Source organism: Kitasatospora sp. NPDC042419 (assembly GCF_056437345.1).
The window spans coordinates 85,215-98,587 of sequence record NZ_JBWKAW010000010.1; the positions used below are offsets into that span (position 1 = coordinate 85,215).

11 protein-coding genes are annotated in these 13,373 nt (G+C 72.7%); 4 read left to right on the forward strand and 7 right to left on the reverse strand.

Going from position 1 to position 13,373, the window contains the following annotated elements:
• Entirely contained in the window at positions 1-456 is a 456-nt protein-coding gene (locus AC067J_RS20530; RefSeq protein WP_478301130.1) for a MarR family winged helix-turn-helix transcriptional regulator, read from the reverse strand.
• A 190-nt stretch (positions 457-646) separates the two neighbouring features.
• Here AC067J_RS20530 and AC067J_RS20535 point away from each other — a divergent pair, with 190 nt between their 5' ends.
• Positions 647-2,158 (forward strand): MFS transporter, encoded by a 1,512-nt coding sequence (locus AC067J_RS20535; RefSeq protein ID WP_478301132.1) that lies wholly within the window; start codon positions 647-649, stop codon positions 2,156-2,158.
• 102 nt (positions 2,159-2,260) lie between these two features.
• Here AC067J_RS20535 and AC067J_RS20540 read toward each other — a convergent pair whose 3' ends face one another.
• Positions 2,261-3,121, reverse strand: coding sequence for a peptidoglycan DD-metalloendopeptidase family protein (locus AC067J_RS20540; protein ID WP_478301134.1), 861 nt, complete (start codon positions 3,119-3,121; stop codon positions 2,261-2,263).
• 398 nt (positions 3,122-3,519) lie between these two features.
• Between AC067J_RS20540 and AC067J_RS20545 the strand changes: the two genes are divergently transcribed.
• Together AC067J_RS20545 and AC067J_RS20550 are read left to right on the forward strand one after the other, a co-directional pair.
• The gene (locus tag AC067J_RS20545; RefSeq protein ID WP_478301136.1) at positions 3,520-4,110 is read left to right on the forward strand and encodes an isochorismatase family protein; all 591 of its coding nucleotides are present in this window, start codon (positions 3,520-3,522) and stop codon (positions 4,108-4,110) included.
• A 182-nt stretch (positions 4,111-4,292) separates the two neighbouring features.
• Positions 4,293-5,957: an AMP-binding protein gene (locus AC067J_RS20550; protein WP_478301137.1), complete on the forward strand. Its 1,665-nt coding sequence runs from the start codon at positions 4,293-4,295 to the stop codon at positions 5,955-5,957.
• A gap of 197 nt (positions 5,958-6,154) precedes the next feature.
• On the opposite strand, the gene argS is transcribed toward AC067J_RS20550, so the two are convergent.
• A complete protein-coding gene (gene argS / locus AC067J_RS20555; protein WP_478301139.1) occupies positions 6,155-7,918 on the reverse strand; it encodes an arginine--tRNA ligase in 1,764 nt (587 codons plus the stop codon).
• 475 nt (positions 7,919-8,393) lie between these two features.
• Here argS and AC067J_RS20560 point away from each other — a divergent pair, with 475 nt between their 5' ends.
• Positions 8,394-8,831 carry a hypothetical protein gene (locus tag AC067J_RS20560; protein ID WP_478301141.1) on the forward strand — a complete coding sequence of 146 codons (438 nt, stop codon included), beginning with the start codon at positions 8,394-8,396 and terminating at the stop codon, positions 8,829-8,831.
• 133 nt (positions 8,832-8,964) lie between these two features.
• On the opposite strand, the gene AC067J_RS20565 is transcribed toward AC067J_RS20560, so the two are convergent.
• From AC067J_RS20565 to AC067J_RS20580, 4 genes are all read right to left on the reverse strand, one after another.
• Positions 8,965-9,468: a hypothetical protein gene (locus AC067J_RS20565; RefSeq protein ID WP_478301143.1), complete on the reverse strand. Its 504-nt coding sequence runs from the start codon at positions 9,466-9,468 to the stop codon at positions 8,965-8,967.
• Between the two features lies 1 nt (position 9,469).
• Positions 9,470-10,801, reverse strand: a complete 1,332-nt coding sequence (locus AC067J_RS20570) for a tyrosinase family protein (protein WP_478301145.1) — start codon at positions 10,799-10,801, stop codon at positions 9,470-9,472.
• Between the two features lie 366 nt (positions 10,802-11,167).
• Positions 11,168-11,695 (reverse strand): hypothetical protein, encoded by a 528-nt coding sequence (locus AC067J_RS20575; RefSeq protein WP_478301147.1) that lies wholly within the window; start codon positions 11,693-11,695, stop codon positions 11,168-11,170.
• A 415-nt stretch (positions 11,696-12,110) separates the two neighbouring features.
• A complete protein-coding gene (locus tag AC067J_RS20580) occupies positions 12,111-13,310 on the reverse strand; it encodes an N-acetylmuramoyl-L-alanine amidase (RefSeq protein WP_478301149.1) in 1,200 nt (399 codons plus the stop codon).
• Between the last annotated feature and the right edge of the window lie 63 nt (positions 13,311-13,373).

A 13,373-nucleotide genomic window follows, 5' to 3' on the forward strand; every position in this document is an offset into this window, starting at 1 on the left:
CTACGGACGGGGCCAGGGGCGTCCGTCGAGCTGCTCGATGCCGGTGTTGAACCGCCGCAGGTAGGCGGCGAAGGCGGCGACGTCCTCGGCGGGCCAGTCGGCCATCACGAGGTCGAGGGCGTTCGCGTGGGCCTCGCGGTCCTCGTCGAGCCGGCGGTCGCCCTCCTCGGTGACGCGGAACTTGCGGGCCATCCCGCCGTCGGGGTCGGGGATGCGTTCGACCAGCCCGGCGCGTGTCATCGCGGCGGTCTGCCGGTTGAGGGTGGAGGCGTCGAGTCCGAACGCGTCGCTGAGCTCGCCGATCGACATCGGGCCCTGCATGCGGATCCGGCTGAGCAGGATGTACGCGGAGCGGTCCAGCCGGCTCCCCTGCGGGCGGGCGCCGGAGGGGCTCAGGTAGTGGTGTCGGCTGAGCACCATGTACTCGAACGCGACCTCGTCCGTGGGGCCGCCCATGACGTCGTCCTTCCCGTCCGTTCCGTCGCAGCTCCGACCTGCGGTGTCCGCCCAGTATCGCAGGAGCGCGCCCACGGCAGGCGATATGTATCATGCATATGTTGTGCATGATGCACATTGCACGTGCCGTGAACGTCCCCCGTTCCCGCCCCCACCGGAAACAGCACCGGACCACAGAGGAGTAGCCCCCATGGACGGTCCACAGGCCACCGCCCGGACCGGCGGCGTGGTCGCCACGCTCGCCTTCACCGGCACCGTGGCCGCGATCATGCAGACGCTGGTCACCCCGCTGATCGGCGAGCTTCCCCGGCTGCTGGACACCGCCCCGTCCAACGCCTCCTGGGTGATCACCGCGACCCTGCTCTCGGCGGCCGTGTTCGTGCCGGTCAGCGGACGGCTCGGCGACCTGCTCGGCAAGCGGCGGATGCTGCTGGCGTGCTGCGTGCCGCTGTTCGTCGGATCGGTGATCTGCGCGCTCACCTCCTCCGTCCTGCCGATGATCGTCGGGCGCGGACTCCAGGGCATGGGGATGGGGGTGGTCCCGCTCGGCATCAGCCTGCTCCGCGAGGTGCTGCCGCCCGAACGCCTCGGCTCCGCGATAGCCCTGGTCAGTGCCTCGATGGGCATCGGCGGCGGCCTCGGCCTGCCGATCTCGGCGGCGGTCGCCGAGTACGCGAGCTGGCGGGTGCTGTTCTGGGGCGCGGCCGCCCTCACCGTGGTGATCACCGCGATGATCTGGTTCCTCGTCCCCGCCCCCGCCGTCCGCCCCGCCGGCGGCCGGTTCGACCCGGTCGGCGCGGTCGGCCTGGGGGCCGGACTGGTCTGCCTGCTGCTGCCGGTGTCCAAGGGCGGCGACTGGGGCTGGACCGACGGACTGACGCTGGGCCTGTTCGGCGCGGCCGTCGTCCTGCTGCTCGCCTGGGGCGTCTGGGAACTGCGCATCGCCGACCCGCTGGTGGACCTCCGGGTGACGGCCCGCCCGCGCGTGCTGCTGACCAACGCGGCCTCGGTCCTGGTCGGATTCGGCATGTACGCGCAGGCGCTGATCATCCCGCAGTTGCTGCAGCTGCCCGAGTCCACCGGCTTCGGACTCGGCCAGTCGATGCTGGCCATGGGCCTGTGGATGGCCCCCTCGGGCCTGATGATGATGGCGGTCTCGCCGCTCGGCGGGCGGCTCTCGGCGGCGCGCGGCCCGAAGTTCACGCTGGTCGTCGGTGCCCTGGCGATCGCCGCCGGGTACGGACTGTCGATGGCGCTGATCGGCTCCACGTGGGGCGTCCTGGTGGTCACGCTGGTCTGCAACGCCGGTGTGGGCCTCGCGTACGGTGCGATGCCGGCACTGATCATGAGTGCGGTGCCGCTGTCGGAGACGGCCTCGGCGAACAGCTTCAACACCCTGATGCGCTCGCTCGGCACCTCGGTCTCCGCGGCGGTCGTGGGTGTCGTCCTGGCGCAGCTGAACATCACCCTGGGCGGGCACACCCTGCCGTCGGAGGCCGGCTTCCGGGTCGGCCTGCTGATCGGCTGCGGCGTCGCGCTCGCGGCCGCCGCGGTGGCCGCCACCATCCCGGTGCCGCGCGCCGGCGCCGGCGGCACGGCAGCCGGTGGCGCGGCAGTCGGCACGGCAGTCGGCGCTGCGGCGGCCGGTGGCGCGGCCGACGGGGTGCGGTCGGCGGCTGCGGAGGGCGCGGCGCGGGCTTGACCGGCGCACGGCGCTCCCGGCGCGCCAGGCGTGCCGGGCGTGCCGGGCGCTCCCGGCCCGCGCGCCGGGAGCGCCTGTACCCGTCACGCCTTCAGGCGTCCGTCAGCACTCGCCGCGCCACTCGATCCGGTCGACGGTCCGCCCGCCGACCGGCAGGTCGCCACGGCCCTCGGCAGGGCCGACGTGCAGGCACTGGCTCCCGCCCTCCCGGAAGTGGACCTGTACGTGGTCGTAGCCCGGCTGCGGGTTCCCGTTGTTGAAGAACGAGCGGCGCAGGCCGCAGGTGCTGGAGGGCACGTCGGCGTCCGTGCGGCAGACGGTGCCCGTGCCGCTCACGCCGGAGTAGAAGCAGACCCAGCCCGCCGAGCAGTCCGCCCAGGGGTCCGTCGGCCGGTCGGGCGGGCAGTTGCGGCTGGTGACGCGCGGCCACTCCTGCGCCGTGCCCGAGTACTCGACGCCGTCGAACCTCGCCGGCACCCGGTGGCTCTCGTCGGTGAAGTCGCCGCCGGCCACCAGGTGGCGCTGCTCGTAGTGCAGGTGCGCCCACCCGGAGTCGCCCGTGCTGCCGATCCGCCCGATCCGGGTGGACGGGGTCACCGGGTCGCCCTTCCTCACGTACGCGGCGGGGTCGTCCTTGAGGTGGTAGTAGGCGGTGAACCAGCCGTTGCCGTGGTCGATCTGGACGGTGTTGCCCGAGCCGTCGTTCCAGTACGTCGCCGCGACCGTGCCCGCCGCAGAGGCCAGGACCGGCAGCCCGTCGGACCCGGTGTTGCGCTCGACCACCATGTCGAGCGCGGGGTCGTGCCCCCAGGTGTTCAACTGCCAGGTGGTGCCGCAGGGGAACGGCAGCTGGAACACCGCCCTGGTGTCCGCCGCGGCCGCCGGGCCCCGCGCCGGGGAGGCGGTGGCCGGGACCGTCCCGCCCGTCAGGGCCAGAGCCGTGAGGAGCGTCAGCAGCAACACCAGCGGCAGCCCCCGCCGGTGCGGCGGTCGCCCCGTCGGTCGCTCGGTCGGTTGTCGGGTCGCCCCCGCTGCCGGCTCCGGTCCCGGCCCCGCTCCCGGCCCCGCCGTCGGTCGCTCCGTCGTTCTCTCCATGGCCCTCTCCCCGCTCTCCCGAACTCTCCCGAAGCACGGCCGCGCACGGTCGGACCCGGCCGCCCCGGACGGCGGCGGCCCGTCGGCCCTCCCGTCGCCCGCCGACCATCCTGGGCGTGCCCGGCCCGCGCCGGCACCTCGGACCTGTGAGGGTCGCGGCGCGCGCCCACCCGATCGGGTGACCGCTCGGCGCGTGCGACGCCCGCGGGCCCCTCGGAGCCGGGAGCATGCGGGGACAAGTTCCCACCCAACGAAGGGCTTTCGCCGTGGGCCGTGCTCTGATCGTCGTCGATGTGCAGAAGGACTTCTGCGAGGGCGGCAGCGTCCCGGTCAAGGGCGGTGCCGGGCGGGCCGGTGCCATCGCCGACCTGGTCCGCGAGGGGGACGGCGCCTACGCGTACGTCGTCGCCACCCGGGACCACCACATCGACCCCGGGCCGCACTTCTCCGCCGACCCGGACTACCGCGAGTCCTTCCCCGTGCACTGCGTCGTCGGCAGCGAGGGCGGCGAGTTCCACCCCGAGTTCGCCCCGGCCGTCGACGCCGGTGCGGTCGACGAGGTCTTCTTCAAGGGCGCCCGCTCGGCCTCCAAGAGCGGCTTCGAGGGCTACGCCGAGGACGGCACCCCGCTCGCCGACTGGCTGCGGGCCCGCGACGTCCGGGACGTCGACGTGGTCGGCATCGCCACCGACCACTGCGTCAAGGCCACCGCGCTGGACGGCGCCAGGGCCGGGTTCGCCGTCCGCGTCCTCCTCGACTACACGGCCGGCGTCGCCGCCGACACGACCGCCACGGCCCTCGGGGAACTCCGCGCGGCGGGCGTCGCGCTCACCGGCGAACCCGTCGTCCTCGCCTGACCGCCCGCCCTCCGCCGGCTCCCCCTTCCGCTGTCCCTTTCCCCCGCTCCCGGGTGGCGGTGCCGCACCGCCCGCCACCCGGTGGGCCGTTCCGGAAGACGGTGCTGCGGACGGGTGACGGGAGGGGGCGGTCTGCGTAGACTCGGTCGCCCTGTGCCCGGACGAGTCCAGGAGCCCTCGCCATGACCTCGCCGTCTCCCAGCATCAGTGCCAGCATCAGTACCGGCAGCACCTCCGTACCGCTGCTGGACCACACGATCGGTACCGCCCTCGACCGTGTCGTGCAGGCCTTCCCGGAGCGGGAGGCGCTGGCCGACCTGCCGAGCGGGCGGCGGTGGACGTACCGGGAACTCGCGGCGGAGGTGGACCGGGTCGCGCTCGGGCTGCTGGGGCTGGGGGTGACGGCGGGCGACCGGGTCGGGATCTGGGCGCCCAACTGCCCCGAGTGGGTGCTGGTGCAGTACGCCACCGCGCGGATCGGCGCGGTCCTGGTGACCGTCAACCCCGGGTACCGGGCGCACGAGGTCGAGTACGTGCTGCGGCAGTCGGGGATCCGGACGGTGGTCGCGGCTCCGCGCTTCAAGACCTCCGACTACGCGGCGATGCTGGCCGAGGCGGGCCCGCGCTGTCCGGAGCTGAAGGACGTGCTGCTGATCGGCTCCACGGGTTGGGACGAGCTGCTGGAGACGGGCGGGCGCGGTGACCGGGCCCGGCTGGCCGCGATCGGGGCGGAACTCGGACCGTACGATCCGATCAACATCCAGTACACCTCGGGCACCACCGGATTCCCCAAGGGCGCCACGCTCTCGCACCACAACATCCTCAACAACGGCTACTTCGTCGGCGAGTTGTGCGGCTACTCGGAGACGGACCGGATCTGCGTGCCCGTGCCGTTCTACCACTGCTTCGGCATGGTGATGGGCAACCTGGCGGCTCTCTCGCACGGCTCCTGCGTGGTGATCCCGGCCCCCGCCTTCGACGCCGCCGCCACCCTGCGCGCGGTCGCCGCCGAGCGGTGCACCTCGCTCTACGGCGTGCCGACGATGTTCATCGCCGAACTCAGCGACCCCGGTTTCGACGACCACGACCTGTCCAGCCTGCGCACCGGGATCATGGCGGGGTCGCCCTGCCCGATCGAGGTGATGAAGCAGGTCGTCGACCGGATGGGCATGCGCGACGTGTCCATCTGCTACGGCATGACCGAGACCTCGCCGGTCTCCACCCAGACCCGCGCCGACGACCCGCTGGAGCGGCGGGTCTCCACCGTCGGCCGGGTCGGCCCCCACCTGGAGGTCAAGGTGGTCGACCCGGACACCGGCGCGACCGTCCCGCGCGGCACCCCGGGCGAACTCTGCACCCGGGGCTACTCGGTGATGCTCGGCTACTGGGAGCAGCCGGACCGAACGGCGGAGGCGGTCGACGGCGACGGCTGGATGCACACCGGCGACCTCGCGGTGATGGACGAGGAGGGCTACCTCAACATCACCGGCCGGCTCAAGGACATGGTGATCCGGGGCGGTGAGAACATCTACCCGCGGGAGATCGAGGAGTTCCTCCACACCCACCCCGACATCCTGGACGTCCAGGTGATCGGCGTGCCCGACGCCAGGTACGGGGAGGAGCTGATGGCCTGGGTCCGATCGCGCCCCGGCGCGCCGGAGCTGACGGCCGAGGCGCTGCGGGAATTCTGCGCCGGCCGGATCGCGCACTACAAGGTGCCGCGCTACGTGCACCTGGTGGAGGAGTTCCCGATGACCGTCACCGGGAAGATCCGCAAGGTGGAGATGCGCGAACAGGCCGTCGGGCTGCTGGGCCTCGACGGCGCGGCCGGCATCGAACACGCCTGAGCCGCGCCGCTCCGGAAGGCCGCGCCCCGTCCGACCGCGACGGCACACCGTCCGACCGTGCCCGTACCGACCGACCGTGCCACCCGCGCGGCGGAACGCCGGGCGACCGTGCCGGCGCCCCGTCAGGCCGCGCCCGAACACCGGGCGTCGCCGTGGCGGGTACGCAGCCGCACCCGCCACGGACACCCGACCCCGCCTCACATGCGGTCCGGGGCCTCCAGGCCGAGCAGGTCCAGGCCCCGGGCCAGCGTCAGCGCGGTCAGCCGGCACAGCGCCAGCCGGTTCGCCCGGACCGCCGGCGTGCCGGCCTGCAGCACGGGGCAGGCCCCGTAGAAGTCGGTGAGGGCCTTCGCCAGGGAGAACAGGTAGCCGCACAGCCGGTGCGGCTCCAGCTCCCCGGCCACCTCCCGCAGGGTCGCGTCGAACCCGTCGAGGGCCAGCACCAGCGCCCGCTCGGCCGGGTGGAGGGCCAGCGAGGTGTCGAGCGGAGCATCGAGGGCGTCCTGCGGCGCCTTGCGCAGGATGCTCCGGACACGGGCGTGCGCGTACTGCATGTAGACACCGGTGTTGCCCTGGAGCGAGACCATCTGGGCGATGTCGAAGACGTAGTTCTTTCCGCGGGACGTCGAGAGGTCGGCGTACTTCACCGCGCCGATCCCGGCCGCCTGGACCACCCGCTCCAGGGCGTCGCCGCTCAGGTCGTGCGGCTTGTCCGCGACCGCCTCCCGGGCGCCCTCGACCGCCGCGTCGAGAAGCTCCGAGAGCCGCACCGTCCCGCCGGAGCGGGTCTTGAACGGGGTGCCACCGGGCCCCATCACGGTGCCGAAGGGGACGTGCACCGCGTCGACCTCGTCGGTGAGCCAGCCGGCCCGGCGGGCGGTGGCGAAGACCATCCGGAAGTGCAGGGCCTGCCGCGCGTCGACCACGTACAGGATCCGGTCCGCCTCCAGCTTCCGGATCCGGTACCGGACGGTCGCCAGGTCGGTGGCGGCGTAGCCGTACCCGCCGTCCTTCTTCCGGACGATCAACGGCGTCGGCCCGCCGTCCGGACCGGTCACGTCGTCGAAGAAGACGCACAGGGCGCCGTCGCTGTCCACGGCGATGCCCGCCTCGACCAGCTCCGCGACGACCTCGTCCAGGAACGGGTTGTACGTCGACTCACCCGCGGAGTCCTGCTCCGTGAGCAGCACGCCCAGCCGGTCGTACAGCTGCTGGAACGCCCGTGTCGACACCGCGACCAGCTCCCGCCACACGGTCAGTGTCGCCTCGTCACCGGCCTGCAGGGCCACCACCCGCCGCCGGGCCCGCTCGACGAACCCGGCATCGGCGTCGAACTTCGCCCGCGCCGCCCGGTACAGCCCGTCCAGAACGGACACCTGCTCACCCGCGTCACCGCCCTGCCGGCGTGCCTCGGGGTGCTCGTCGATGTACTGGATCAGCATGCCGAACTGCGTGCCCCAGTCGCCCAGATGGTTCTGCCGCACCACGTCCCCGCCCAGGAACGAGAGCACCCGCACCAGGCAGTCGCCGATCACCGTGGTGCGCAGGTGCCCGACGTGCATCTCCTTGGCGATGTTCGGCGCCGAGTAGTCGACGACCGTCCGCGATCCGGCATGCGGCTCGCCCACCCCGAGCCGGCTGTCCGCCAACCGGGCCTCCACCTGCCGCCACAGCCGGGCGTCGTCCACCGACAGGTTCAGGAAGCCCGGCCCGGACAGCGTCGACGACACCGCGTGGCCTTCGAGCTCCCGCTGGAGCTCCTGCTGGAGCGCCCGCGCCAGCTCCCGGGGCGGCACTCCGGCGGCCTTCGCCACGGACAGTGCGACGTTCGACTGGAAGTCGGCGTGCTCGGAGGGCCGGACGAGGGCGTCTCGCTCGGACAGCTCGCGCGGCAGGACGCGGGCCATGGCCCCCGACACAGCGGATTCCGCCAAGCCCATCAGTGCGAGTACCTCGGTCACGGGACTTCCCTCTCCGATTGGCGAACGGACGGTCCGTCGCCGACTTTCCCGCATGGTAGAGGGCCCTGATATGCCATGAGTACCGATATACGGCCCTGCCCCGAACACGGCCCTGCCCCGTACACGGCCCCGGCCCGGCACCTCGGCCTCCGGACGGCGGGCAGGGGCGACCCGAAGCGCCCGCGCACACCGCGGCCGGACCCGCGGCGATCCGCTCGTCCGGGACGCCGGGGGCCGTGCCGCGGCCACGCCGACCGGGACCGTCCGTAGCCGGAGGAACCGCTCCGGATGCGCGGTCCGGGGTTCCGTGCTGGTCTGGAAGAGCGCAATGGCAGCGGCACTCTGAAGCCCGCGAGCAGGCCTGGGCGTCCCGATCCTCCCCACTCGGCGCCCGCCATTTGTGCACAATCCACGGCACCGAATGAGGCCCCCTGGGATCGGCGCTGCCAGGCGGCAAGATCGCGAGGTGGAACCAATGACTCTTTGGAAGAAGCTGTCCGCCGCAACAATTGCGGCGATCACGTCAGGAACGCTGCTCCTCGGCTCCGCGGGTGTGGCCATGGCCGGTGACTCCGGCCATGACCCGCGGGCGAAGGCGGAGCACTCGGACTCGCAAGCAGTCGACCCGGCGGCGATCTCGGCCGCCCTCCGGGCCGTGCTGGAGGCGAACCCGCAGCTGATCGGTAGCCCCCTGTGCCCGGAGGTGCACACCGGCGACGACTTCGCCGCGTGCCTCGAACACCTGGAGAGCTTCACGCCCGCGATCGCCGCGATCCTCGGACGGCTCGACGTCGACGACCCCGCCGCGCTGCTCCAGGAGCTCGCCGCGCCTGTCATCGCCTGTGTGGTGGCGGGGACCAGTCCCGAACTGTGTGTACTCGGAGTGCTGAAAGGTCACGTGACTGCCGGGTAGCACCGCAGACCGATGCGGCCCGGCCGACTCCGCGATCACGATCACGATCGCGGAGTCGGCCGGCGCCGGTCCGCGGGCGGACTCGGAACCCGGCACGCGGTGGCGGTGACGGCCGCCACCGCCACCGGCGGCCCTACGGCAGTTCCCGCACCCCGGTGGTGTCGCGCACGAAGACGGTACGGGCGTCGGCGGCCCGGTACTTCTCCCTCAGGGTGAAGGCGGCGGGCGTTCCCCCGCTCGGGCTGTCGGGCGCCTCGTAGTGGACGACGTAGGTCTTCGTCGTCTCCGTCTCGCCCTCCAACTGGAGCCAGCCCGTGAAACCCGCGGCGGGGAACGTGCCGGTCGCGGTGATGGTCACGGTCGCGGCCGTCCGGGCGAGGGTGAAGTTCGCCGTGCCGACCTGCAGGCGCTTGAACCCGCTCGCCTTCCAGCGGCGGAGCAGCGCGATCCACTCCTCGGGCCAGGGTCCGCCGCTGTCGTCGGGCGGCATTCCGGCGCCGTCGACGCGACCGATGACGTCCTCGATGTTGGCGACCACGGAGTCGTAGTCCCAGAGGTCGAGGGAGAAGAGCATGTGCTCCCGGTCCGTGGCCCGGAACAGGGGCTTGATGTGGAGTTCGAACACTGGGGTTCGCATGTCAGCCGTATACCTCCATCATGACGTCCTTCAGGGCGACCTCACGGACGAGGCCGGCCGGTTCCCCGCGCTCCCCGGTGACCGGGGGAGAGGGGCGGTACTGGAGCGTCAGCACGTACGTGTCCGACGCCTCGGGTGAGCGGGCCAGCACCGACGTCACGTCGAACCGGACGGTGCAGTGGGCCGGGTGGTGGGGGTGGGGCTGCGCGCCGCCGTGACCGCCGCGACCGCCGCGACCGCCGCGACCGCCGGGACCGCCGTGTTCGTCGCCCCGGGCGGGGCTCGCGTGCGCCCGCCAGATGGTGGCGTAGCCGACGCCGTAGCGCTCGGCGAAGTCCGCGTCGTCGGCACGGAACGGCACGTCGGCCGGGTGGAGGTACGCGCGCAGCATGTAACTGCCGGTCAGCGGGACCTTCAGCTCGTCGAGCCGGACGACCACCTTCCGGCCGTCCGGCGGCGGCGCCGCGAGACCGAACTGCGCCCGGGAGGTCTCCCGCATCTGGGTCGCGAAGTCCGGCGCCGCGAGCAGGCTGAGCGGTTCGGCGGCGAGCAGGTGGCGCTCGACCGGTGTCGGCGTCGGTACGGCGAAGGCGCTCTTCAGCTGGTCCGTGTACGCGTAGTCGTAGCCCAGCGCCACCGTGTCGGCGAAGTCCGCGACCTTGTGCTTCGCCTGGGGGAGGAAGCCGCGCAGGTCCTCGTCGGGCGAGGTGAGCGGCGGCGAGCCGTTGCGCCGCTGCCACTCGGCCCAGAGCAGGTCGATGAAGGCGTGGAAGCTGAAGTAGATCGGGTCCTCGGCGGCCGTCCCCGGGCTGCCCATGGCGCCGCCGATGAAGTCGCTGTGCATGGTGTTGTGGGGGCCGAGCTCCAGGCGCCCGGAGTCGGCGTCCGGGTGGGCCGTAGGGAAGCCGCCGAACTCGCCCTGGTCGGTCTCCAGCGTCACGATCGCCAGGGTGTCGGGCGGAAGGTCCGCCGGCGTCTCGTCCCGCGGGGCGGCGAGGCCCGGCCGGGTGAAGGCGGGCGGGAACTTCCCGACCGCCTGCGGGTGCAGCCAGTCCCAGTACGGCAGCGTGACGTCGGCGGTCCGCGGAGGGTCGGACTCCTGGAGCAGCTTCTCGAAGTGGTACAGGTGCGAGCGGTGCCACGGCAGGAAGAGGTCACTGCCGTGTTCGCAGGGACCGACGAACACGTCGTTGTGCAGGGCGGCCTGGAAGGCGTACCCGGTCGGGTCGTCCGGATCCGCGGCCGAGCGTGCCTGCAGGATCCCCAGCGCGTACACGTAGTCGTCCAGCTGGGTCTGGGTGAGGGAGTTGATGTCCTGGCGGCTCTTGGGCATGGTGCCACCTCCACCTCGGAGAGTCGCACCCGAACCACTTGATCACCACTGGTGCCGACGGCATCACTCTCGGTCGTCGCGCCGACTCCCCTGGGCGGAACTCGGCCCGACCGAAATCCACCGCAGGAATCACGGTGCGGTTCCGGGGCAAGGAACGGATCGAGGTATTGGGGTTCGAGGTGTCGGCGTTCTGCTAGCACGGCAGGCGGAGGACGAGCCTAAGGGGGCATTTAGGGTCGTGCTCGTATACGCCGTCACACTTGGGGCATGAGCATTCTTCGTCAGGGAACCGCTCTCTGCGCCTGGCCTTTTCCGTGGGGGCGGCGGACCCTTCCCTTGCTCCGGTGACGGTCGGCGGGAGCTTCTTCATTGAGGCCTCCTCGTGAGGAGGCGGCGCAGCCTCCTTCCGAATCGGCGGCCCGGACGGGTGTCCGTGGCCATCAGCGCGAGTTCGGTTATCGCACCGAGCAGGACCAGCGTGGCAGCCGCCCAGCGGAACGCCGCCTGCGCGCCCGAAGCTCCTTCGGGGGGAGTGAGGGCGACCGCAACCCCCAGGCCCAGGGCAGAAATGCCGATGTTGTAGGTCCGTCGGGCCCAGGCGTTGAACTTTCGCGACTTGTCGAAGTCCCGATGCTGCTCTCTCTGCAGTCGCGCCTCACGTCCGGGCTCCGCCAGGTCTTCCTCACTCCACCATTCGCGTATGTCTTCGGGGGAGTAGCGGAATTTTCTGGCGCAGAATCCGAACTGCATGCCGGCCACTAACAGGATGGCGGCGCTCGCGAGCGAAAGGAGGCCGAAGCCCGGCCATCGGAACTTTTCGAAGTCGGCTGAAACGACTCCGATCGCGGTGACGCTGAAGCCGGCGAGGATGGGGGCGGCAATGCTTGTGAACATGTCGGCGGCGAGGCTGTACCCAAGAGGCCTGGGCTTCCGCCACTGCGGCTCTCGAAACTCAGGCATCGCTGCCTCCCGAGGAGCGTTCGTTTCCCATTCTTGCCGTACCGCTGCGGGGCGTCCAGTCCTTCCCTGCGCGGCCCGGCTGGTCCTGCGTGAATGGTGGCAGGGGGCGAGAGGCGGGTGCTGAGGTTCATCCGCAGCTGGGCGGAGGCCGTGGTCCGGAAGCCCGAGCGGGCCCGAGCCCGGGCCCGCTCGGGCGAAGGCGGCGGACGGCAGCAAGGCCTACGGCTACTCGGAGGACCGGAGCCCGACGGCCGACGAGCTCGAAACCGACTCCCGCGGGCGGTGGGCCGCTGGTTACGGCGGGGCCGGCCGCGGCGCCCGGGGGTGTGCGGGGCCGCGGCCGGTGGGGTCAGTGGCCGAAGCCGGTGCGGACGGCGTAGCCGGTGAGGGCGGCGACGTCGGTGCGCAGGGCGGGCAGGCCGGCGTACATGGTGCCGCCGGGGCAGTCGGTGGCCAGCCAGTCGCGGTGGCCGCTGATCATGTCGACCGGCTTGGTCACGCCGTTGACCGGGTTGACGAAGGTGACGTGGGCCTGCGGGTCGAGGTTGTGGACACCCGCCGCGAGGGCCAGCAGCAGGGTGAGCGAGTGCCTGGCCTGGGCGGTGGGCTCCTGGCCGGTGAGGGTGCCGAGCAGTGCGATGCCGAGGTTGCCGGAGTTGAAGCCGGCGGTGTGGAAGGCGGTCACCGCGTTGCCGGACGCGTCGTGCCCCGGGATGCCGTCGTCGCCGGACCAGCGGCCCTCGTAGATCCGCCCGGCCTCGTCGATCAGGAAGTGGTAGCCGATGTCGCCCCAGTCGAGGGTGATGGCGTGGTACTCGTAGATCGCCCGAACGGTGGCCGCCGGGTCGGGGTCGGCGTTCGGGGTGTCGGTGTGGTGCACCGTCAGGGTCTGCAGCGGGTAGTACTTGGCGGGGGAGTTCTCGACGCCGTTCTTGAAGCGCTTGGACTCGTCCGCGCCCCACGCGGCGCGCGGCAGGTACTGGACGCCGCAGAAGGTGCTGGGCGCGGTCGGGGCGACGGAGGCGGTGCGGGCCGGGCCGTGCGTGGTGTCGACGGCCGAGGAACGCAGGTTGGCGGCGCCGTCGGGCAGGCGCAGTTCGTAGCCGACCGCGCCGTCCGCGGCGACCAGCACGGTGGCGGCGGGGGAGGCCGCGTCCGCGCGCTCCGGGCGCGCGGCCTGGTCCGGGCCGCCCGCGCAGCCGGCGGTCAGCGGCTTCCAGCTGCCGGGGCCGGTGGCGTCGTGGTGGAGGCGGATCGCTGCGCCGCGTCGCGGGCCGTCCCAGCTGACGCCGACGTAGCGGATCGGGAAGTCCGTACGGACGTCGGCGGCCGCCCGGCCTGCCGCGGACCGGACCCGGGTGGCCGGGGTGGTGACCGTGCGGGCGGCGGGGCTCGTGGCCGGGGCGGCCGGCGGGGTCGCGGGGGTGCCGGGGGCCGGGGTGTTCGGGGTAGCGGCGTTCGCCGCGGGCGCGGTGGCGAGGGCGGCGGCCGTGGCGCCTATCGCGGTGACCAGGGTGCGCCGGGTGACGGCGGGTCGGGCGTTCGGCATGAGCGTCCTGTCTTGGGTGTGGTGCGGGTGAACGGGTACGGCGGACATGACGATCCGTTGGAC